The sequence below is a fragment of the Nioella ostreopsis genome (genome assembly GCF_004000255.1).
GTDB lineage: Bacteria > Pseudomonadota > Alphaproteobacteria > Rhodobacterales > Rhodobacteraceae > Nioella > Nioella ostreopsis.
In genome coordinates this window covers 1-20,707 of sequence record NZ_RCIQ01000005.1, presented here as the reverse complement: position 1 = coordinate 20,707, position 20,707 = coordinate 1, and the positions used below count along the sequence as shown (strand labels likewise).

Here is a 20,707-nt window from a genome sequence, read left to right as displayed (position 1 = left end):
CTTAGTTTCCGGCGCTGTCCGCCAACTGGCTGGCCAGCGATTGCACCAGGTCATCCAGTTGGAACCGCAATTGATCGACCTGTTCCACATAGGGGGTCAGATAGGGCTCGGCCTGCGGCAGCGCAGCCACGATGTCCGGCTGGAAGACATAGGCGCCGATTGCAGCAGCGGCCAGTATCAGCATCAGCATCAGACCCGTGCGAAATCCCCGGCGACGGCGTGGGCGCACATCCATGGAATCGACATCGGATGTGGCGCGGTCGCTGCTGCTGCGATCCGTCGTGGCGCGCAGGGTGGAGTTGATTTCCTCAATATCCGGGAACAGGTCGCGCGCTCCCCTGCGGTCCGCCGGGGTGACGCTTTCGGCCACCATCTCGCGGATGGCGGCGGTATCCTCGTCGTCTTCCTCATCCGGTTCCGGTGCGCCGGTCTGCGTGGCACGAGGGGCAGGCGCAGGATCGTCGAGCGCCATTTCCTCCTGCTCTTCCACCGGCGCGGCCGCGCGGCGCAACTGTTCCTCGCGCTCACGCTCTTCGCGCAGAATGTCACGCAGGGCCGGGTCCAGATCGCGACGGGGGGCAGCGGCTGCGGCGGCAGGGGCCGTCTCGGGTTCTTCGACCCGTGCCCTGTTGCCGGGCTGAAACCAGGTGGTCGCACAGTTGGAACATTGCACATCGCGGCCCTCGGGCGGGACCAGAGAGTCGTCCACCTCATATCGGGCGCTGCAATTGGGGCATGTGAGACGCATGGTGTTCCTCGTTCCGTCGCCCGGAAGGCGGCATCCGCCTGACTCTAGCAACGGGCATCCGCCTTTCCAAGCCATTGCATGGCGTTACGATTGCATGAAAGCCCCGGGTGAGGCATGACGGTCTCAGCACTGAGGGACGGAGCAGAGCAGTGATAGAGTTGCAAGAGGCTGCCTATGGCTACGGGGGCGGCCCGCTTTTGTCGGAAATCAGCCTGCGGCTTTCGCCGGGGTCGTTCCATTTTCTGACCGGCCCTTCCGGGGCGGGCAAGACCACGTTCCTCAAGCTTTGCTATGCCGACCTGCTGGCCACGGCTGGCCGTGTGACCCTCTTTGGACAAGATACCAGCGAAATGAGCCGCGACGAGATCGCGCAAGCCCGTCAGCGGATGGGGGTGGTGCATCAGGATTGCGAGTTCCTCGATCACCTGCCGCTGTCGGAAAACATCTCCCTGCCGCTGACGGTGGCCGGGCGCGGCGGGGTGGAGCAGCAGTCGAACCTGTCGGAACTGATGGGATGGGTGGGTCTGTCGGCCCGCGCCGATGCCCTGCCGCCGGAACTGTCGGGCGGCGAGAGGCAGCGCGCGGCGTTGGCCCGTGCGGTCATTACCGACCCCGATGTGATCCTTGCCGATGAACCCACGGGCAATATCGACTGGGAGATGTCGCTGCGCCTGCTGCAATTGCTGGTGGAGCTCAATCGCATGGGCAAGACGGTGCTGATCGCCACCCATGATCTGGGGCTGATCCGGGCAGCCAAGGCGCAGGTTTCGGCTCGCGTTCTTCGAATCGCGGGCGGGCGGTTGCAATTGGCGGGGGCCGATCTTTGAGCGCGATGTCGGACCTGTTGGATATTCTCAAGGGTGACGCACAGGCCGACCGCGTGGTGCCCCGGCGCGGCCATTCGGTGCGGCTGACGCTGTTCACCTCTGGCGCGATGGCCTTTCTGGCGGTCTTCGCGCTGGCCTTGTCGCTGGCCTCGGGCCGTCTGGCCGACCGCTGGTCCGAGGCTCTGGCGCGCAGCTCCACCATCCGCATTTCGGCCCCGGCCGCGCAGATGGAGGCGCAGATCTGGGCGGTGCTGGAGGTGCTGGAACAGACCCCCGGCGTCGCCTCGGCCCGTGCGCTGAGCGAAGAGGAACAGCGCGAGTTGCTGGAACCCTGGTTCGGCCCCGACCTGCCGCTGGAGGACCTGCCGGTGCCCCGGTTGGTCGAGGTGATCGAGACGGCAGAGGGCTATGACCCCGACGGGTTGCGCCTGCGCCTGTCTGCAGAAGCTCCGGGCGCGGTGCTGGACGATCACACCCGCTGGCGCAGGCCCCTGGTGCGCGCCGCTGAACGGTTGCGCGCGCTTGGCTGGATTTCACTGGCGCTGATCCTCGGGTCGGTCGCCGCCATGGTCACGCTGGCCGCGCAATCGGCGCTGGCCGCCAACGTCAAGGTGATCCGGGTGCTGCGGCTGGTGGGCGCGCGGGACCACTACATCGCGCGGGCCTTCGTGCGCCGCTTTACCCTGCGCGCCCTGACCGGGGCCGTCGTGGGCACGGCCTTGGGCATGATCGCCATCGCCCTGTTGCCAAGCGCGCAGGAGGAGGGCGGTTTTCTGACCGGGCTCGGCTTTGCCGGGCTGCATTGGCTCTGGCCGCTGACCGTGCCGCTATTGTCCGCGATCACCGCCTTCTGGGCCACGCGCGCTGCCGCCTTCAAAACCCTAAGGAGCCTGCCATGATCCAGTGGATCCGCTCGCTGATCTTCATCGGCCAGATGTATCTTGCGATGCTGGTGCTCGCGATCTTCTTCACCCCTTGGGCGATCGTTCAACGCAGAGCGGCCTTCACGGCGGTCCATACCTATTGCCGGTGGGTGCGCTGGACGGCGAGCTGGATGGTCGGGCTGAAATCCGAAATCCGGGGCACGCCGCCGACGGGTGAGGTGCTGATCGCCGCCAAGCATCAGAGCTTTTTCGACATCATCCTGATCGTGTCCGCAGTGCCGCGCCCCAAGTTCATCATGAAATCCGTCCTGCGGTTCGCGCCGATCCTTGGGTGGTACGCGCTGCGCATTGGCTGCGTGCCTGTGGATCGGGGCAAGCGCGCGCAGGCCATACAGCAGATGGTCGAGGGCGTGAAGTCCGGCGCGCAGGAACCGGGCCAGCTGATCATCTACCCACAGGGCACGCGCGTCGCACCGGGAGCGGACCGGCCCTACAAGATCGGGACGGGGATACTCTATGAACAGACGGGCCAGCCCTGCGTGCCCGCCGCCACCAATGTGGGCGTCTTCTGGCCGCGCCACGGCATCCTGCGCAAGCCCGGCCTCGCCGTGGTGGAGTTCCTGCCGGTGATAGACCCTGGCATGGAAAAGGACGCGTTCATGGCCGAGCTGAAAGAGGTGGTGGAAACCCATTCCGACCGGCTGATGGCCGAGGCCGGGTTCCCCGCACCCTGATCTTATAGCAGAACGGCCTGCCCCGTCGCGGCCGATTGCTGCGCCGCCAGTCCCATGCGCACGGCCCAGGCCCCGTCGGACAGCGACACATGCGGGCGGCCACCTGTACGGGCGGCATCTGCGAAATACTTGTGCTGGTAGTAGGTCGAGCCGTTGTGGTCACCTGCCTCCAGCAAATTGGGATCAACCGGGATATCCAGCTCTCGCGGCCCTGCGGGATCGCGGGGGCTGACGATCAGCTTGGGCACCGGCGGGGCGCCCAGATGCTCGGGCCAGAAGCGGCCGGGGCCAGGCACCAGCGCCTCGATCTTGCCGGTGGGGCCAACGGCGGAAATCTCCTCTTGATAGCGGCTCCCTTCTGCGAACATGCACAGTTCCAGCATCGCCCGCGCGCCATTGGCGAAATCGACGATGACATAGGCGTTGTCCCAGATATCAGGCGTCTTCCCGTCGTAACGCTCGTCCAGATGGTTCACCGCCTGCCCGCCCGAGGCCATCACACGCACAGGGTCCGACTTCAGGACCAGCCGCATCAGATCGAAGAAGTGGCAGCACTTTTCCACCAGAGTGCCGCCGGTCTGATGGTTGAACCGGTTCCAGTCGCCGACCTTCTCCAGAAACGGAAACCGGTGTTCGCGAATGGTCAGCATGCGGATGCCGCCGGTGGCCTCATCTGCCTGCTCAAGCAGGGCTGCAATGGGCGGCATGTAGCGGTATTCCATCGCAACCCAGATCAGCTGTGGATACGCCGCCTCCAGCCGGGCAATGCGGTCGGCATGCTCGGGGTCGGTATAAAGCGGCTTCTCCACGAGGATCGGCAGGGCGCGCAGGCGGGCGATTTCCTCCAGTTGTTCCACGTGCCGGAAGTTGGGCGAGGCGATGAGCAGCGCGTTCACCGCGTCCATTGCCAGGAGCTCCGCGATGCTGTCTGCGAAGCGCAGGCCGGGCACCAGTTTCGCCGCCTCATCGCGCATGCCTGGATCGGGTTCGTAGATCGCCACGACCTCGGCCCCGTCGATGAGCGCGATGTTACGGATATGTTCCTGGCCCATCATGCCGCAGCCGATGATGCCGTAACGCAGGGGAGAGTTCATGGATTACCTCATGCGGGCGACGTAACGCGCCACGTTGCTGTCGAACCAGTTGCGGGAGACCTCGGCGATACTGCCATCGCGCGCGCGGCTCTGGCGTTCCACCAGCCCGCAGGGCGCGCCGGGGCGCTGGCCGAACTCATCGGGGGCCCAATCGGGGCAGGGGGCAACGCCGACCTGATCTTCGTAACCGGTGATCCAGAGGTCGAGCGTTTCGCGGTAATACATGTAGAGCGAGTGCAGCAGGTCATCGGGCGCGAGCCGGTCCGCATAGCTGGCATCGAGCCAGATTTCCTCGACCGCCGCCGGTTTGCCACCGAGGAATCGCATCCGCCGAATTCTGTGCGCCGCGATTGATGCACCGAAAGCGGGCAGGTCGGCGGGCTTGTCCATCCGCGTCACGTCCAGCACTTGCGCCGTGGGCAACCCGCCGCCGCCGACCAGTTCCAGCCGGAACAGCGCATAGATGCCCTCGGGCGTCGCCTTCGATCTTATATAATTACCGGACCCCTGCCGCCGCTCCAGCAGCCCCCGATTTTCCAGCTCCGATAAAGCTTTCCTGAGCGTTCCGACCGAGGTGTCCAGCGACTTCGCCATCTCTCGCTCAGGGGGCAGGCGACTGCCATCCAACAGACGTCCCGCCGCGATGTCGCGGATCAGCATCTCGCTGATTTGCAGGTAGATCGGCAGGGCTCCGCCGGGTTTGTTGGGGGGCAAAGCCGCCTCCTGCATGAGAATTGATACATTATTGATCTACTCAATGCGCAATGCTACGCAAGAGGAAAATGATGTATCCGGGAGGAATGTTTTCATGACCGTGGTCCCCGTCACGTCAGCCGATCTCGATGCCGCCGAGGTATCGTGGTTCGCGGCGCTCTGTTCCGACGATTACCAGTTTCTTGGCGTTCCCGATGGCGACCTGCGGTCGAGCTGGGAGCATTGTTCCGGCATCCTGCGAGAGGCGGAAAAACAGGGTTTCCGCAACATCCTCTGCCCGTCCTCCTATCAGGTGGGTCAGGACACGCTGAGTTTCGTGGCGGGTTGTGCGCCGATTACCGACCGCATCAACATGCTGGCCGCCGTGCGCTGTGGCGAGATGCAGCCGATCATGCTGGCGCGCACCATTGCAACGCTCGACCACATGCTGAAGGGGCGGCTGACGGTCAATATCATCAGCTCCGACTTCCCCGGCGAAGTGGCGGACAGCAAGCTGCGCTACCAGCGGTCGCGCGAAGTGGTGGAGATCCTGAAACAGGCCTGGACGCAGGATCAGATCACCTACAAGGGTGAAGTCTACGATTTCGAGGGGCTGACGACGGACCCCGCCAAGCCCTATCAGACCGGCGGCCCGCTGCTCTATTTCGGCGGCTATTCTCCCGACGCGCTGGAACTGTGCGGCCAGCATTGCGACGTCTACCTGATGTGGCCCGAGCCCAAGGAAAACCTGGCCGAGCGGATGAAGGCCGTGAACGCGGTGGCCGAGCGCTATGGCCGGACGCTGGACTATGGTCTGCGCGTGCACATGATCGTACGCGACACCGAGGCCGAGGCACGGGAATATGCGGATTACATCGTGTCCAAGCTCGATGACGAATACGGCAAACTGATCCGCGACCGGGCGCATGACAGCATTTCACTCGGCGTTGCACATCAGGCCAAGGCGCGGGAGCTTGCCGACAAGTTCGGTTATGTCGAACCCAATCTCTGGACCGGAGTGGGCCGGGCGCGGTCGGGCTGCGGGGCGGCTTTGGTCGGGTCGGTCGATCAGGTGCTGACCAAGATCGAGGACTACAAGAAGATGGGTATGCGGGCCTTCATCTTCTCGGGCTACCCGCATCTGGAAGAATGCAAGATCTTCGGCGAAAAGGTCATGCCGCATCTGACGACATGCTCGCTGCCGCAGGAATATGGCCGCGTACCCAGTGAAACACCGATGACGCCGCTTGGCGCGGGAGAGCGCAAATGACCGAACGACTAAGCCTGTCCGGCCAGTTGGACATCAGCCGCCTTGTCTATGGCATGTGGCGCGTGGCCGATGATGCCGATACCTCGCCCGCCCATGTTCAGGCCAAGATCGAGGCCTGCCTTTCGCAAGGCATCACCACGATGGACCAGGCCGATATCTATGGCGACTACGGTGCCGAGGCGGTCATGGGTGCAGCTCTGAAGGCGGCGCCTGCGCTGCGGGACAAGATCGAGATCGTCACCAAGTGCGATATCGTTGCCCCGATCGGGAAGTATTCTGACGCCCGCGTGAAATACTACGACACCTCCGCCGCCCATATCACCGCGTCGGTGGAGGCCTCGCTGAGTAACATGGCCACCGACCGGATTGACCTGCTGCTGATCCACCGACCCGACCCGCTGATGGACCACCATGAAACCGGGGCCGCTCTTGATGCTCTGGTCGCCTCCGGCAAGGTGCGCGCGGTCGGTGTGTCGAACTTCAAGCTCCATGACTGGACGCTGCTGCAATCGGCGATGAAAACGCCGCTCTGCACCAACCAGATCGAGGCGAGCGTGCTGCATTTCGCCCCTTTCATCGACGGCGATATCGCCTGGATGCAGGAACGCGCTATCCGCCCGATGGCGTGGTCGCCCCTTGGTGGCGGGCGCCTCTTTGGCGAAGACGGCGCGGCCGTGCGCGCGGTGCTGGACCGGATCGCCGCAGAACAGGGCGTCGATGCAACCGCCGTGGCCGTGGCCTGGCTGCTGGCGCATCCCGCGAAGCTGGCCCCGGTCATGGGCACCAACAACCTTGACCGCATCCGTGCGATCTCGGATGCGGCGCGGGTCGAGATGGACCGCGAAACATGGTTCGAGATCCTGACCGCAGCATGGGGGCAAGAGGTGCCATGACCATGCAGGACGGCATGAGCCATTTCAGCCCCGGCCCCGATATGGGGCGGGAGTTGCGTAGCGCCCTTGCGCGGTTCGGAACCGGCGTGACCATTGTCACTACCTCCACAGATGCCGGTCCGGTGGGGATCACGGCCAACAGCTTCTCGTCCGTGTCGCTCGATCCGCCTCTGGTCTTGTGGTCCGCCTCCCGCGCGTCGCGGCGCTATCCGGCCTTTCGGGATGCCGAGCACATGGCGATTCACGTTCTGGCGGAAAACCAGATGGATCTGTGCCGGGCCTTTTCGGCCTCGGCGCATGCGTTCGATCAGGTGGATTGGCGTGAAAGCGAACGCGGTGTGCCCTTGTTGCAGGGCTGCCTCGCGCGGTTTGAATGCGAACGCTACGCGGAATATGACGGGGGAGACCATGCGATCCTTGTGGGGCGGGTGCTGAAAGCTTCTGTTCGTCAGGGTCTGCCGCTTCTGTTTTACGGCGGGCAGTTCGGCCAGTTCGCGGTTGGCGCATGACAGGCGCGGCCCTGCGGGACCGGCTGGCAGGGCTGCTTGGCGCGGGGTTTCCCGGGCCCGATTTTCGCAAGGTCACGGTACAGGGCCGCAGGCAGTTCGGTGACTGGGTGCTGGACGACCTGCTGTTCGAGACAGCGGGGGGCGTGCCGGTCCCCGCCCTGTTCTTGCGCCCGCCTGACGGACAAACGCCGGTCCCGGCCCTGGTCTACTGCCACGCCCATGGCAATCGCTACGCCATGGGGCGGGAGGAATTGATCGAGGGCCGACCGTCGCTGCAAGGCCCCTACGCCGCCGATCTGGTGGCGCTTGGGGTGGCGGCGCTGTGCATGGACATGCCTTGTTTCGGGACGCGGCAACTGCCCGGGGAATCTGCCCGTGCCAAGGCGGCACTGTGGCGGGGGGAAACGCTGTTCGGGCAGATGCTGGCGGAGCAGATGGCGGGGCTGAGTTTTCTTGCGGATCATCCGGTGGTAGATCGCAACAGGCTCGGGGCGCTTGGCTTTTCCATGGGCAGCACGCTGGCCTGGTGGCTGGCGGCGATGGATGAGAGGGTGCGCGCGGCCTCGGCGCTGTGTTCCTTTGCCGATCTGGAAACGCTGGTGGATCGGGGGGAGCATGACGGCCATGGCACTTACATGACCGTACCGGGCCTGCTGCCGGTTGCGCGCAGCGGACAGATTGCCGGCCTGACCGCGCCGCGTGCCTTGCAGGTTTGCGTGGGCTTGAAGGACTGGTCCACGCCGGAAAGTGCCTTCAACCGGGGACGGCAGGATCTGGAAGCGGCCTATGGCGGCAGGCAGGGGCTGGAGTTTCACATCGAGCCGGATGCAGCGCATGAAGAAACCCCTGCGATGCGCGCGGCTGTGTTGCGGTTTCTGAAGCAGCAGCTTGTCGACGGGTGAGGCTGAGACAGCTAGTCGTCGGACAGGTCGAAAAAATCCCGGTTGGCCTCGATCATCCCGGAAAGCGTGGACAGCACGTTGCGAAGGTGGCGCCGCATGCGGTCAAGTGCCTGGCCGGAATAGGCGTTGCGCACCGCGTCGAGAATGCCTTCATGTTCGGATAGCAAGCGCGACATATGCGCGGCGTCGTTAAGCGCGAGCACACGTAGCCGGTCAAGCGCAGCTTTCTCCCGGATCAGCAGCCCGCTTATGCGCTCAAAGCCCGTGGCCTCGGCCAGCATGGCGTGAAACCGGTCATCCAGAGCCTGAAAGGTCAGCTTGTCATCGGCCCGCACCGCCGCGCGTTGTTGGGCAAGGTTGTCGTCCAGAGCGGCAAGAGCCTTTTCCGAGATGCCTTCGGAACACAAACGGTCGACCACCGCCACTTCCAGGGCTTCGCGCAGGAACTGGGCGCCCCGAATCTGATGTTCGGACAGCTTGGACACATAGGTTCCCCGGCTTGGCCAGGTGACGACAAGCCCGTCGTCGCGCAGTTGCGCAAAGGCCTCTCGCACGGGTGTGCGGCTGGCCCCAAACAACTGGCCTACCTCGTTTTCCGAGATCATCGCCCCCGGGGCGATCTGCATGTTCAGAACAGCTGATTTCAGGGCAGAAGCGATCTGCTCGGCCGCCGGTCGTGACAGGTCCAGGGACGCCACAGGCAGGGAAGACGCATCTATGGCGGCCGATTTCCGTTTCAATACTCGCTCTCCATTCGTGGGGGCTTTGGACCAGTATACCGGTATGTAAAGTCATTGACAACTGGGTTCCATCTATGACTATCTGCCCGGGCTGTGTATCGAAAGGGTCACTTCAATGCTGGGTGCATCGCCGAAACGCGTGGTTCTGATCGGTGCGGGAATGGTGGCACGGACCCATGTCGCAGCCTGCGCCGATGCTGCTGGCGTGTCCCTCTATGGCGTACAATCCCGGACTGTGGAAAAGGCCCGCGATCTGGCAGAAATGGCGCAATCTCTGGTCGGTCACCCCGTCCGGGTGTTCCATGATCTTGGCGCAGTTGCAGCGGATCCAGAGGTCGATTTCGCAATCGTCCTGACGCCACCCAATGCCCGTGCGGATGTCATTCGCCCGCTTGCCGAGGCGGGCAAGCATATCCTGCTTGAAAAGCCCATGGGCCGAAATGCGGACGAAGCACGAGAGGTTGTGACGATCTGCCGTGACGCGGGTGTGACGCTTGGCGTGGTGTTCCAGCACCGCATGAGAGAGGCTTCGCGCAAGGCCGCGCAGATGATCGCCGCGAACGATCTGGGTGCGCTCGGCCTGGTCGAGGTTTCGGTGCCGTGGTGGCGCGAGCAAAGCTATTATGACGAACCCGGCCGGGGCAGCTATGCCCGTGATGGCGGCGGCGTCTTGATCAGCCAGGCCATTCACACGATCGACCTGGCTTTGTGGCTGGCCGGTCCGGTTGCATCCGTGCGTGCGATGGTCGCTACGACGCGATTCCACCGGATGGAGTCCGAGGATTTCGTCGTTGCCGGGCTGGAATTCGCAAGCGGCGCCGTCGGGTCGCTCGTTGCCAGCACGGCCAGTTTCCCGGGCGGTGCCGAATCCATCACGCTGCATTTCGACCGGGCCAGCCTGCACCTTGAATCCGGGGAACTGCACGTGAGCTGGAGAGACGGTCGTTCCGTCGTGTTCGGCGCGGCAGGCGGCACAGGGGGTGGGGCCGATCCCATGGCCTTTACCCACGAATGGCATCAGGGCGTGATCGAGGATTTCGCCGCTGCCCTGACCTCGGGCCGCTCTCCTGCCATCACCGGCGAGGATGCGCTCGCTGCCCATGATCTTATCGATGCAATCACCACATCCGCGAGAACCGGCGGAGTAACGGAGTTGACCACATGACCGCCCTACGCTTTGCCGCCATTGGCATCGACCACCGCCATATCTACGGGATGGCCGCGAACATGATCGACGCGGGGGCTGAGTTCGCCGGATGGTGGACCGAGGGTCACCCGGGCACCGAGGCGGGCTTTGTCGAGCGTTTTGCCGATGTTCCTCGCGCGGACAATGTCCAGGCCCTGCTGGACGATCCGTCGATCAACCTGGTCCTGCTGTCCGGCATTCCGCGTGACCGCGCGGAAATGGCCATTCGCGCGATGCAGGCAGGCAAGGACGTGCTGACCGACAAGCCCGGCTGTACGACGATGGATCAACTGGACGCGATCAAGGCGACCGTCGCGGACACCGGACGGATCTGGTCCATTGATTTTTCGGAACGCTTCGAGGTTCCGGCTGTCACCCGTGCGGCTGAACTGGTGGCTGAGGGCGCCATCGGGCGTGTCATCCAGACCCTGGGGATCGGGCCGCATCGGCTGAACCGGGACACGCGGCCGGACTGGTTTTTCGACCGAGAGGCCTACGGCGGAATCATCACGGATATCGCCAGCCACCAGATCGACCAGTTCCTGTATTTCACCGGGTCAACTGATGCCGAGATTACGCTGGCCAGCGTTGCCAACTACGCCAACCCGAACGATCCGGGCCTTCAGGATTTCGCTGAAATCGCCCTGCGCAGCGATCAGGGCCATGGATATATCCGCGTGGATTGGTACACGCCCGACGCCCTGCCCACATGGGGCGACGGGCGGCTGACCATTCTCGGGACAGAGGGCTATATCGAGCTGCGCAAATACGTGGATGTCGGCAGCGAAGGGACGGATCATCTGATCCTCGTGAATGGAGACCGGTGCGAAAAGATTGATGCATCCGGGGCGGACCTGCCCTTCTTCTCGCGGTTCGTGGCCGATCTGCGCGACCGGACGGAAACGGCGATGGCGCAGGCCCATGCCTTCAAGGTGTGTGAACTGGCACTCAGGGCGCAGGCCATGGCCGAAGCCAACCCATGATCCGCACCGCAATCATCGGCGCGGGCATCGGGGCTGAACACCTCTCAGGTTACCGCGCGTTGCCAGACCGGTTTCAGGTGGCTGTCATGTGCGATCTGGACACCGCGCGGGCAATGGCAGCAACCGGAGGCGATCCGGCGATTTCGGTCACCGGAGATCTGGAGGCCGTCCTGGCCGATCCGTCGATTGACCTGATCGACATCTGTTTGCCGCCACACCTTCATTTCCCGATTGCCGTTCAGTGCCTTGAGGCAGGCAAACATGTGATCTGCGAAAAGCCGATTGTCCGGTCTCTGGATGAGGCCGACCGGCTGGCGGCGGTTGCGAAGGCCCGCGGCAAGTCGGTGTTCCCGGTGTTCCAGTATCGCTATGGCCGCGCCATGGCGCAGCTACAGGCGCTTGTCGCCGCTGGTCTGGCGGGCAAGCCATTTGTGGCCAGCCTTGAGACGCATTGGAACCGAGATGCTGCATACTATGCCGTGCCATGGCGTGGGACATGGGCCGGGGAATCCGGTGGCGCGCTGTTGGGCCACGCGATCCATGCCCATGATTTGTTGTGCAAGGTGTTTGGCCCGGTTGCCGAGGTCACGGCGCTGACGGATACCCGCGTGAACCAGATCGAGACGGAAGACTGCGCCGCGCTGGCGTTTCGGATGCAGAATGGGGCGTTGGCAACCAGTTCGGTCACGCTTGGTGCCGGGAACGACACCACCCGGCTGCGCTTCTGTTTCGAGGGCGTCACTGCCGAAAGCGGTTCAGCCCCCTACAGTCCGGCGCAGGACGAATGGCGGTTCATCGCGCGCGCGCCCGTCGCACAGGCAGAGGTTGATTCTATCGTGCAACAGGTTCCGCATGGCCATGCGGGGTTTGCCGGATATCTTGACGCGGTCGCAGATGCGTTGACGGGTCAGGGCGGCAAGGAAGTCACCCTCGAAGATGGGCGGAGGTCAATTGAACTGGTCACTGCCATCTATCGGTCAGCAAGAGAGGGCGGGCCGGTGAAGCTACCGCTTTCAGGCGGGTCCCCTTGTTACACTGGATGGATGCCGGACAGTCGCTGATGCCCCGGCTTTGCAAGGCGAGCCATCGGGAAAGCCCGCACCTGGAGGCGTGATCGGGGCAATTATTGCGACTGACGCTGTCCTCTGACCTTGATCGAAGCCTTGTAAAAAAGGTTTGCGTGAGGGTAGGTAATAATACTAGTATACCGGTATGAGGGCTTAGGAGAGATACTGGATGTGGCGAACTTGGAGATGGTTTGGCCCAAACGACAAGGTTTCCTTGGCCGATGCGATGCAAGCGGGTGCCGAGGGTATCGTTTCGGCCCTGCATCATGTCCCGCCCGGTTTGCCGTGGACGCCTGAGGATATTCGCGAAAGGCAAACCCAGATCGAGGTGGGGTCCAACGGCGCAATGGCATGGGATGTCGTCGAAAGCCTCCCGGTCTCTGAGTCCATAAAGACCAAATCGCCGGATTGGGGTGCCCACATTGCCGCCTATCGCGCGTCAATCGAGGCGCTGGCGGCCAGCGGGATTGAGACGATCTGCTACAATTTCATGCCAGTCCTGGACTGGACCCGCACGGAGCTTCGCGCGCCGTTGCCAACAGGTGGCACCGCGATGCGCTTTGATCTGGCCACTTTCGCGGCGTTCGACATTCATATTCTGGCCCGCCCCGGTGCCAAGGAGGCATATGCCCCCGAGATCGTTCAGGAGGCAGCCGAAGTCGTGGCCGGACTGGACGATGGGGCCAAGGCGGCGCTCAGCCAGGCGGTCGTCTCGGGCCTTCCGGGGGCGGCCGAGCACTGGACGCTGGAGGACGTGCGTGTCGCGGTTCAGACCTATGCCGCGTTGTCACCCGACGTTCTGCGCCAGACCCATATCGATTTCCTGTCCGAGGTCGTGCCGTTGGCCGAGCGGCTCGGGGTGCGCCTGTGTTGTCATCCCGATGATCCGCCCTTTTCCCTGTTGGGGCTGCCGCGCACCATGTCCACGCTGGAGGATTACGAGGCCGTGCTTGGCGCTGTTGACAGCCCGGCCTTCGGGGCGACGTTCTGCACCGGATCCCTCGGCGCGCGTTCGGACAATGACTGCGTGGCGATGGCCAGGGCGCTCGCGCCCAGAATGCACTTCGTTCACCTGCGCAACGTCACCTGTGACTCGAAGGGAACACCGTGCAGCTTCATGGAGTCAGAGCATCTGTGCGGTGATGTCGACATGGTCGGCGTGATCGACGTGATCCTGACCGAGGAGGCGCGGCGGCGTGCGGAGGGGCGCGCGGATGCAGAGATACCGATGAGACCGGATCACGGTCAGGACATTCTGACCGATATCGGGGCGGGCGCACAGCCGGGTTATCCGGCCGTTGGACGCCTGAAAGGCATGGCAGAGTTGCGCGGTGTGATGGCGGCCCTGTCGCGACGACCGGCGTGAAACACAGGGCACAAAGAGCAGGACAACAACCAAAGTACGATCAACCATCCTAGGGAGGAAACAATGAGAAGATCTCTGAAACTTATGGCGGCAAGCTCGCTCTTTGCGCTTGTTGCAGGGGCGGCTTCGGCACAGACCGAGCTGCGCATGATGTGGTATAATGACGGCATCGAGGGAGAGGTCATGCAGTCGATCCTCGACCGGTTCGAGGAAGCCCATCCCGAGATCAGCGTCACGCTTGACGTGGTGCCCTATCAGGCGGTTCTGGAATCGCTGCCGATTCAGCTGGCGGCGGGCAACGGCCCCGACATCGCCCGCGTGACCGATCTTGGCGGGCTGTCAGAGCACTACCTCGACCTGCGGCCCTACATTCAGGACCCCGCGTATTGGGAAACCAATTTCGGCCCGTTCCTTGACTGGCTTGACCCCGATGGCGACGCAATCAACGGCTTCATGACGCAGTTGACCGTGACCGGGCCTTACGTGAACCGGACCCTGTTCGAGCAGGCCGGTGTGGACATGCCGGGTGAAGGCGCGACCTGGGAAGACTGGGCCGCTGCCGTCAACGAAGTGGCCAGCGCGCTCGACATTCCGATCCCGATGGCTTGGGACCGGTCCGGGCACCGGGTTGCGGGACCTGCCATCGCGCAGGGCGCCCAGATGTTCGACGCGGATGGAAACCCGGCGCTTGTCGACGAGGGCCTCCAGCGCATGGCGCAGCTTCTGTACGATTGGCACCAGGACGGCACCATGTCGCTGGAGCTTTGGGGTTCGGTCTCCGGCTCGTCCTACCTTGGCGCGAACGAGGATTTCGCCAACGCCAACGTCGTGATGTACATGTCCGGATCCTGGCAGATCCCGCAGTTTGCGTCCACCATCGGTGATGCGTTCGACTGGTGGGCCGTTCCCGCGCCCTGTGGCCCGGCGGCCTGTACCGGGATGCCCGGCGGTGCCGCACTGGTGGCCATCGGGGACACGGAACACCCCGAAGAGGTCGGCGTTCTGATGGACTACCTCGCGCAAGAGGAAGTTCTGGCCGAATTCTATGGCCGGACGCTGTTCATCCCGGGTCACCTCGGCCTTGCCTCGGGCGGGATCGAATTCGACACGGATGATCCGCGCGCAGCCCATGCGCTGGCAACCTTCGCCGGGGCGGTTCCGAGCATCTCTCCGGTGGCGTTCGCCCTTCAGGGTTACCCGTCCAACCGCGTGATGTTCAACGCTCTGATCTCTCGTCTGAACGAGGCCATCGTGGGTGAACTGACCCTCGATGAAGCCTATGCACGGATGGAAGAAGACATCGCAAACCAGCTGGCCGAAAGCGACCGCTGAGGCGTCTGACTCGATGATCGGCCGGCCCTGCCTGACTGGTGGGGCCGGTCACCCCCTGAAGAAAATGGAAGCTTCCCATGGCCCATGCGGATGACAAGGCGACCGGGATCGGCGATTTGCTGCAAAACGTGGTGGCATGGCCCATCCGCATCCTGTTCAAGCTGATCGACTATCCCGTCACGGCAATTCAGAACGTGATTGGCATCCGGCGCATGCCGTGGCTCTTCCTTCTGCCGAACCTCGCCTTCTTCGGCATGTTCGTGATTATCCCGCTGTTCATGAATTTCGCCTACTCGCTGACCGGCGGGACCGAGCTGTTCATCAGCGAGCGCCCCTATACCGGGGGCGAGCAATACGGCTTCCTTTTCGATTGCGACAACTATGCCGATCCGCTGTCCTGCCGAGAGGACCGGTTCTGGAAGGGCATCTTCAACACTGCGGTGTTCATATTCTTCCAGGTCTCTTTCATGGTGCTGTTCTCACTGATCACGGCACTGGTCCTGAACCGCGAGATCCGCGGGCGGGGTTTCTGGCGGGCCGTCTTCTTCTTTCCGGTGCTGCTGTCTCCGGTCGTCGTTGCGCTGATCTGGAAATGGATCCTGCTACGCGATGGCATCCTGAATGCCTTCCTCGTGTCCATCGGGCTTGACCGTATCCTGTTCTTCGTCAGTCCCGAATGGGCGATGTTCTGGGCGGTGTTCGTTTCGATCTGGGCGCATATGGGCTTCTACACGCTGATCCTGCTGGCCGGCCTTCAGGCGATCCAGCCCGACCTTTACGAGGCCGCCGAGATGGACGGCACCAGCAAGGAACGCGTCTTCTTCCGCATCACCCTGCCGCTGCTTTGGCCCAATATGCTCGTCGTGATCGTGCTGGCGCTGATCAAGGGCGTGCAGGTCTTCGATGAGGTCTATGTGCTGACCGGCGGCGGTCCCGGCACCGCGACGCAGTTCATCGTGCAATACATCTACAACACCGCCTTCACCAACCAGGTGCAGAATTTCGGCCTCGCCTCTGCCGCCTCCATGGTGCTCGGCGTGGTGCTGTTCGTCCTGACGCTGACACAACTGGCCGCAACCCGGAGACGCGACAATGACTGATGCGACGCAATCCCCCCGCTCGGTCAAGACCCTCCTTGGTGCCCGTCGCGGGCGCGGCAAGATGCACTGGACCGATGTGTTTACCTATTGCTACCTCGGCTTCGGGCTGTTCCTGATGTTCGCGCCGGTGGTGTGGCTGGTCCTGTCCTCCTTCAAGACCCCGGCGGGCTTGCAGGAATTTCCGCCGACCTTCCTGCCGCTTGGGCAGATCTCGGTCGAGGTTGACGGGTATGACGAGCCGCTGTTGCTATTCGACGTGACGATGGAAGATGGCAGCGTCCAGCAACTGGCCCAGGTCCGGCGGATCGGCATCATGGCGCAGATGGTGGACCCGGCAGATCCCGGCGAACGCCTGCAAATCCCGATTGCATCGCGCGAGCCGGTCCGTGAAATGCGCATGGCGTGGGAGAACTACCGCGATCCGCTCGAACGCTTCAACTTCATGCGCTACCTGTGGAATTCCGTGATCGTCACCTTTGCCGCCACGATGGTCACGCTGCTGATCAACTCCATGGCGGCCTATGGCCTGTCGATCTACGAATTCCGGGGGCGAAACGCGATCATGTTGTTCGTGATCGGCACGCTGATGATCCCGATTACCGTGATCCTCGTGCCGGTTTACCTCGTGGTTACGAACCTGGGTATGATCAATTCCCTCTGGGCGGTGATCCTGCCCGGCGCGGCGACGCCAACGGGGGTCTTTCTGCTGCGCCAATACATGCTGACGATCCCGCGTGACCTGATCGAGGCGGCGCGGATGGACAAGGCGTCGGAATGGCAGATCTATTGGCGCGTGGTGATGCCATTGGCGATGCCTGCCGTGGCGGTGTTGGCGATCTTCTCGATCATGTGGCGCTGGAACGAATTCCTCTGGCCGCTGATCGTGCTGAACCGGTCCGAGGTCTATACGCTGCAGGTCGGGCTGAACGCCTTCCAGGGCGAGTTGGACGTGCAGTGGCACTACATCCTTGCCATGACCGTCGTTACCCTGATCCCGGTCGTGATTGTCTTCGCCTTCCTGCAACGCTTCATCACAACCGGCATTGCCTCTTCGGGGATGAAATGATGACTGAACGTCCGCTGATCTTCATGGACCCGTTTCCGCGGAATGAGGCCATGGTCTACACCCCCGACTGTGCAGAGGCATTGGCCGGTATGGGCCGGGTCGTCGCCCATTGGGGCAGCCGCGCACCGGATGATCTGGTGGAGGAGCATCTGTCGGATATGACGGTGCTGATCGGTCAGACAGCGATGCCACGGGACCGGCTGGACCGCGCCCCGAACCTGCGGGCGATCCTGAACGTGAAGGCCAATTGGGAGCCCAATATCGACTACGCGGAATGCCACGCGCGCGGCATTCATGTACTAAGCGCCGCGCCCGCCATGGCCCCCGCCGTGGCCGAGTTCTGCATCTGTCAGTCCATCAGTCTGCTCCGCGGGCTGCACCGGGCTGACGGTCTGTTCCGTTCGGGGCAGGAAGCCTACGGGATCGGCGGCAACGGCACGGCGGAGAGCCTTTACGGCGCGACGGTCTCGCTGATCGGCTATGGCAATCTGGGCCGCGCTCTGGCGCCGCTTCTGCGGCCCTTCGGGGTGCGGTTGCTGGTCCATGACCCGTGGCTGTCTGATGGCTATCTGACCAGCGAGGGGTTGGAGCCGGTCTCGCTGGAACATGCACTGGCCGCGTCGGACGTGATTTTCCTACTGGCCGGTGTGACCTCTGACAACGAAGGCTTCCTCGATCGAGACAAGCTGTCCCTGATCAAGCGCGATGCCAGCGTTGTTCTTGCCTCGCGCGCCGAGATCGTGGAGTTCGACGATTTCCTCGCAATGGCGGGGGAGGGGGCCTTCCGCGCCGCCGTCGATGTCTTCCCGGAAGAACCCGTGCCTGCGGGACATGCGTGGCGCGCCACGCCCAATGTTCTCTTCTCCGCCCATCTGGCCGGGGGGCTGCGCGCCTCCTATGCCCGCATCCGCGAGATGATGCTGGACGATATCGGCCAGATCCTCAAAGGCCTGCCGCCCCTGCGAATGCAGAAGGCCGACCCGCAATTCGCCGCCAAGATGCGCAGCCGGTAACGAAAGACATGCCATGACTGAAATCCATCTCAAGAACGTGCGGAAATCCTACGGCGACGTAGAGGTGATCCACGGCATCGACCTTCAGGTTCATTCCGGGGAGTTCTGCGTCTTTGTCGGCCCCTCTGGCTGCGGCAAGTCCACCCTGCTCCGCATCATCGCGGGTCTGGAGGACATCACCTCTGGCGATATCGAGATTGATGGCACCGTCGTGAATCACACCGGCGCGGCGGATCGCGGCCTGGCGATGGTGTTCCAGTCCTACGCGCTCTACCCGCATATGACGGTTTACAAGAACATGGCGTTCGGGCTGGAAAACTCGAAAATGCCGAAGGCGGAGATCGACGATCGTGTGCGCAAGGCGGCGGAGCTTTTGCAGATCACCGATTACCTCAACCGTAGACCCAAGGCCCTGTCCGGCGGCCAGCGTCAGCGGGTTGCCATCGGCCGAGCCATCGTGCGTGACCCCAAGGCGTTCCTGTTCGACGAACCCCTGTCCAATCTGGACGCCGAACTGCGCGTGACGATGCGCAAGGAACTGTCGGCGCTGCACGCGAATATCGGCGGCACGATGATCTACGTGACCCACGATCAGGTCGAAGCGATGACGCTGGCCGACAAGATCGTGGTCCTGCAAAAGGGCGTGGTGGAACAGGTGGGCCCGCCGCTCGACCTCTATAACAAACCCTGCAATGCGTTTGTGGCCGGTTTCATCGGATCGCCTCGCATGAACATGTTCCAAGGGGTTGCCGTGCGCGACGAAAACGGGCTGGCATTGAATGTCGGGGGTGCGCTTCTGGCCATACCGGATGTTCCGGCTCTTGCGGATGGCGACAAGGTCACGCTTGGAGTCAGGCCCGAACACATCTCGGTGCATGCGGATCACAGCGGCGAACTGTCTGCGTCTGTCAGCGTGACAGAGCAACTGGGCGGCGAAACCTATCTGTATTGCGACGCGCCGGGATTGCCGCAGATCACGGTCCATCAAGGCGGCCAATTGCCCTTCCAGCGGGGCCAGGCCCTGTCGCTAAGCTTCGACCGCACCCGGATGCATGTCTTCGATGCAGACGGCAAGGCAGTGGCAAACGGGTTGTCGACATAGGCGGACCGGGACTGCACTGACGCCTGGATTTCAAGCGTGCCTTGCTGCCCCCGTTTTGTGTGCGTTCGTCAGAACATGACGGGACTGCTGCACTCGGAGCCTGTCTGCATCCGCTGCCGCCCAAAGTTCCCTTGGCCCTGGGCTGTCAACCGTGGTCTACTGGAAGGAAGCAGACAGACCCCAACCCGACCAACAGGTGCATAGAGGTGCCGGATCAATGACAGATGTCGCCCAAAAGATCGGGCGCAGGTCAGGGATAAACGCCGAGCAGAGGACATCATGAAGCTGGAATTCCACCATATCAACTATGTGTCCGAGGACATAGACAGGCTTCACCAGTTCTACACGTCCGTCCTCGGATTGGCAGATATCCCCATCCAGACCTTTCCCAGAACAGAGGCCAAGGACGGCAAGGGGTTCAGCGGGAAAATCAGGTTCGCGACCGATGGCCAGATGCAAATGCACCTTGCTGAGAAGGATCTGACCGTTGGCTTCAGAAACGGCGAAGCGATCAACCCCGTCGAACGGGGCCACATCGCGTTCCGGACGGATGATATCGAGGCATTCAAGGCACGGTTGGACGCTGCGAATATTCCCTATTCTGACTATGGCACAGCGTTTGCAAAGGAATGGCACCAGGTCTTTTTCCATGATCCCGAAGGCAATATCATCGAGGTTCATCAAGCCGTAGGGTGAGGGATATACGGAGCGGGTTCACCGAGCTTGAAAACTCTTCCCGGGACCATTCTGCGGGCTCCGAGAATGGGGCAGACCGAGAAGCCGCCCAGGATGTCACTCTTAGCGTCGTTCCCAGATGGGATCGCCACTATGGCCGGCGCCAGTTGGGTTTCCGTCCGCGCATTCCGGGTCGACGCGTATCACCGGACGAAGCCGCCCTTTCAGGTGCACCCTTTATCGCGGCGCGCATTGTCTCGATTTCGGTAAGTGATTGGCTGTGCAGCCAGTCTCGAGCTATGCAGTCTGGACGAAATTTCCCTGGTAACAGGGAAAATAACAGGGAAATCTTGGGGAAATCGCGGGAAACGGGTGCTGGTAGCAATATTTCTTGTGTCTTTACAGGTGTTTGTCCGGGAGTTCCCTAAGGCGAATAACAGGGAAATTTTTCATCTTGAACAGGGAGCCGCCACTGGGCTTTCAGGGGTTATTTGCGGAGGCGTTGTTGCAGAACGGCGTCCTG

Annotated in this window: 22 protein-coding genes; 18 read left to right on the top strand and 4 right to left on the bottom strand. The window is 62.9% G+C overall.

Annotated features, from left to right (window positions below; all coding sequences use genetic code 11):
• Window position 1 precedes the first annotated feature (1 nt).
• The gene (locus EP237_RS06860; RefSeq protein WP_164744644.1) at window positions 2-748 is read right to left on the bottom strand and encodes a zinc-ribbon domain-containing protein; all 747 of its coding nucleotides are present in this window, start codon (window positions 746-748) and stop codon (window positions 2-4) included.
• 149 nt (window positions 749-897) lie between these two features.
• Here EP237_RS06860 and EP237_RS06855 point away from each other — a divergent pair, with 149 nt between their 5' ends.
• The 3 genes from EP237_RS06855 to EP237_RS06845 are packed head-to-tail and all read left to right on the top strand — an operon-like array spanning window position 898 to window position 3,193.
• On the top strand, window positions 898-1,575 hold the full coding sequence (locus EP237_RS06855; protein ID WP_127559468.1) for a cell division ATP-binding protein FtsE: 678 nt from the start codon (window positions 898-900) through the stop codon (window positions 1,573-1,575).
• Between the two features lie 5 nt (window positions 1,576-1,580).
• On the top strand, window positions 1,581-2,474 hold the full coding sequence (locus EP237_RS06850) for a cell division protein FtsX (protein ID WP_127559466.1): 894 nt from the start codon (window positions 1,581-1,583) through the stop codon (window positions 2,472-2,474).
• A complete protein-coding gene (locus tag EP237_RS06845) occupies window positions 2,471-3,193 on the top strand; it encodes a lysophospholipid acyltransferase family protein (RefSeq protein ID WP_127559464.1) in 723 nt (240 codons plus the stop codon). Before EP237_RS06850 ends, EP237_RS06845 begins: the two co-directional genes overlap by 4 nt.
• 2 nt (window positions 3,194-3,195) lie before the next feature.
• Here the strand turns inward: EP237_RS06845 and EP237_RS06840 are convergent, their stop codons facing one another.
• Both EP237_RS06840 and EP237_RS06835 read right to left on the bottom strand, forming a co-directional pair.
• Window positions 3,196-4,287, bottom strand: coding sequence for a Gfo/Idh/MocA family protein (locus EP237_RS06840; RefSeq protein WP_127559462.1), 1,092 nt, complete (start codon window positions 4,285-4,287; stop codon window positions 3,196-3,198).
• A 3-nt stretch (window positions 4,288-4,290) separates the two neighbouring features.
• Window positions 4,291-5,001, bottom strand: coding sequence for a GntR family transcriptional regulator (locus EP237_RS06835; RefSeq protein ID WP_420812508.1), 711 nt, complete (start codon window positions 4,999-5,001; stop codon window positions 4,291-4,293).
• Window positions 5,002-5,095: 94 nt separating this feature from the next.
• On the opposite strand from EP237_RS06835, the gene EP237_RS06830 reads away from it, so the two are divergent.
• The 4 genes from EP237_RS06830 to EP237_RS06815 are packed head-to-tail and all read left to right on the top strand — an operon-like array spanning window position 5,096 to window position 8,554.
• Window positions 5,096-6,250: an LLM class flavin-dependent oxidoreductase gene (locus EP237_RS06830; protein WP_127559456.1), complete on the top strand. Its 1,155-nt coding sequence runs from the start codon at window positions 5,096-5,098 to the stop codon at window positions 6,248-6,250.
• Complete coding sequence (locus EP237_RS06825; protein WP_127559454.1) at window positions 6,247-7,143, top strand: aldo/keto reductase; 897 nt, start codon at window positions 6,247-6,249, stop codon at window positions 7,141-7,143. The genes EP237_RS06830 and EP237_RS06825 overlap by 4 nt, the downstream gene beginning before the upstream one ends.
• Entirely contained in the window at window positions 7,140-7,652 is a 513-nt protein-coding gene (locus EP237_RS06820; RefSeq protein ID WP_127559452.1) for a flavin reductase family protein, read from the top strand. The genes EP237_RS06825 and EP237_RS06820 overlap by 4 nt, the downstream gene beginning before the upstream one ends.
• Entirely contained in the window at window positions 7,649-8,554 is a 906-nt protein-coding gene (locus EP237_RS06815; RefSeq protein ID WP_127559450.1) for an alpha/beta hydrolase family protein, read from the top strand. The genes EP237_RS06820 and EP237_RS06815 overlap by 4 nt, the downstream gene beginning before the upstream one ends.
• A gap of 11 nt (window positions 8,555-8,565) precedes the next feature.
• On the opposite strand, the gene EP237_RS06810 is transcribed toward EP237_RS06815, so the two are convergent.
• A complete protein-coding gene (locus tag EP237_RS06810; RefSeq protein ID WP_206052263.1) occupies window positions 8,566-9,294 on the bottom strand; it encodes a GntR family transcriptional regulator in 729 nt (242 codons plus the stop codon).
• 115 nt (window positions 9,295-9,409) lie between these two features.
• On the opposite strand from EP237_RS06810, the gene EP237_RS06805 reads away from it, so the two are divergent.
• The 11 genes from EP237_RS06805 to EP237_RS23305 all read left to right on the top strand — a co-directional run.
• Window positions 9,410-10,459, top strand: a complete 1,050-nt coding sequence (locus EP237_RS06805) for a Gfo/Idh/MocA family protein (RefSeq protein ID WP_127559449.1) — start codon at window positions 9,410-9,412, stop codon at window positions 10,457-10,459.
• The gene (locus EP237_RS06800; protein WP_127559447.1) at window positions 10,456-11,463 is read left to right on the top strand and encodes a Gfo/Idh/MocA family protein; all 1,008 of its coding nucleotides are present in this window, start codon (window positions 10,456-10,458) and stop codon (window positions 11,461-11,463) included. The genes EP237_RS06805 and EP237_RS06800 overlap by 4 nt, the downstream gene beginning before the upstream one ends.
• Window positions 11,460-12,524 (top strand): Gfo/Idh/MocA family protein, encoded by a 1,065-nt coding sequence (locus EP237_RS06795; protein ID WP_127559445.1) that lies wholly within the window; start codon window positions 11,460-11,462, stop codon window positions 12,522-12,524. Before EP237_RS06800 ends, EP237_RS06795 begins: the two co-directional genes overlap by 4 nt.
• A gap of 175 nt (window positions 12,525-12,699) precedes the next feature.
• On the top strand, window positions 12,700-13,896 hold the full coding sequence (gene uxuA / locus EP237_RS06790; protein WP_127559443.1) for a mannonate dehydratase: 1,197 nt from the start codon (window positions 12,700-12,702) through the stop codon (window positions 13,894-13,896).
• A gap of 63 nt (window positions 13,897-13,959) precedes the next feature.
• Entirely contained in the window at window positions 13,960-15,228 is a 1,269-nt protein-coding gene (locus EP237_RS06785; RefSeq protein ID WP_127559440.1) for an ABC transporter substrate-binding protein, read from the top strand.
• Window positions 15,229-15,305: 77 nt separating this feature from the next.
• On the top strand, window positions 15,306-16,328 hold the full coding sequence (locus EP237_RS06780) for a carbohydrate ABC transporter permease (RefSeq protein ID WP_127559438.1): 1,023 nt from the start codon (window positions 15,306-15,308) through the stop codon (window positions 16,326-16,328).
• Entirely contained in the window at window positions 16,321-17,394 is a 1,074-nt protein-coding gene (locus EP237_RS06775) for a carbohydrate ABC transporter permease (RefSeq protein WP_127559436.1), read from the top strand. Before EP237_RS06780 ends, EP237_RS06775 begins: the two co-directional genes overlap by 8 nt.
• Window positions 17,394-18,407, top strand: a complete 1,014-nt coding sequence (locus tag EP237_RS06770; protein WP_164744643.1) for an NAD(P)-dependent oxidoreductase — start codon at window positions 17,394-17,396, stop codon at window positions 18,405-18,407. Before EP237_RS06775 ends, EP237_RS06770 begins: the two co-directional genes overlap by 1 nt.
• Window positions 18,408-18,420: 13 nt before the next feature.
• Entirely contained in the window at window positions 18,421-19,509 is a 1,089-nt protein-coding gene (locus EP237_RS06765) for an ABC transporter ATP-binding protein (RefSeq protein WP_127559432.1), read from the top strand.
• Between the two features lie 279 nt (window positions 19,510-19,788).
• On the top strand, window positions 19,789-20,205 hold the full coding sequence (locus EP237_RS06760; protein WP_127559430.1) for a VOC family protein: 417 nt from the start codon (window positions 19,789-19,791) through the stop codon (window positions 20,203-20,205).
• Window positions 20,206-20,454: 249 nt separating this feature from the next.
• A partial coding sequence (locus tag EP237_RS23305; protein ID WP_206052262.1) for a hypothetical protein occupies window positions 20,455-20,707 on the top strand: 253 nt, incomplete at its 3' end.

Bases quoted from the DNA above. Each gene is read 5' to 3' on its own strand.
- EP237_RS06860 (WP_164744644.1), bottom strand. From the start codon at position 748: ATGCGTCTCACATGCCCCAATTGCAGCGCCCGATATGAGGTGGACGAC.
- EP237_RS06850 (WP_127559466.1), top strand. From the start codon at position 1,581: ATGTCGGACCTGTTGGATATTCTCAAGGGTGACGCACAGGCCGACCGC.
- EP237_RS06845 (WP_127559464.1), top strand. From the start codon at position 2,471: ATGATCCAGTGGATCCGCTCGCTGATCTTCATCGGCCAGATGTATCTT.
- EP237_RS06840 (WP_127559462.1), bottom strand. From the start codon at position 4,287: ATGAACTCTCCCCTGCGTTACGGCATCATCGGCTGCGGCATGATGGGC.
- EP237_RS06830 (WP_127559456.1), top strand. From the start codon at position 5,096: ATGACCGTGGTCCCCGTCACGTCAGCCGATCTCGATGCCGCCGAGGTA.
- EP237_RS06825 (WP_127559454.1), top strand. From the start codon at position 6,247: ATGACCGAACGACTAAGCCTGTCCGGCCAGTTGGACATCAGCCGCCTT.
- EP237_RS06820 (WP_127559452.1), top strand. From the start codon at position 7,140: ATGACCATGCAGGACGGCATGAGCCATTTCAGCCCCGGCCCCGATATG.
- EP237_RS06815 (WP_127559450.1), top strand. From the start codon at position 7,649: ATGACAGGCGCGGCCCTGCGGGACCGGCTGGCAGGGCTGCTTGGCGCG.
- EP237_RS06805 (WP_127559449.1), top strand. From the start codon at position 9,410: ATGCTGGGTGCATCGCCGAAACGCGTGGTTCTGATCGGTGCGGGAATG.
- EP237_RS06800 (WP_127559447.1), top strand. From the start codon at position 10,456: ATGACCGCCCTACGCTTTGCCGCCATTGGCATCGACCACCGCCATATC.
- EP237_RS06795 (WP_127559445.1), top strand. From the start codon at position 11,460: ATGATCCGCACCGCAATCATCGGCGCGGGCATCGGGGCTGAACACCTC.
- uxuA (WP_127559443.1), top strand. From the start codon at position 12,700: ATGTGGCGAACTTGGAGATGGTTTGGCCCAAACGACAAGGTTTCCTTG.
- EP237_RS06785 (WP_127559440.1), top strand. From the start codon at position 13,960: ATGAGAAGATCTCTGAAACTTATGGCGGCAAGCTCGCTCTTTGCGCTT.
- EP237_RS06780 (WP_127559438.1), top strand. From the start codon at position 15,306: ATGGCCCATGCGGATGACAAGGCGACCGGGATCGGCGATTTGCTGCAA.
- EP237_RS06775 (WP_127559436.1), top strand. From the start codon at position 16,321: ATGACTGATGCGACGCAATCCCCCCGCTCGGTCAAGACCCTCCTTGGT.
- EP237_RS06770 (WP_164744643.1), top strand. From the start codon at position 17,394: ATGACTGAACGTCCGCTGATCTTCATGGACCCGTTTCCGCGGAATGAG.
- EP237_RS06765 (WP_127559432.1), top strand. From the start codon at position 18,421: ATGACTGAAATCCATCTCAAGAACGTGCGGAAATCCTACGGCGACGTA.
- EP237_RS06760 (WP_127559430.1), top strand. From the start codon at position 19,789: ATGAAGCTGGAATTCCACCATATCAACTATGTGTCCGAGGACATAGAC.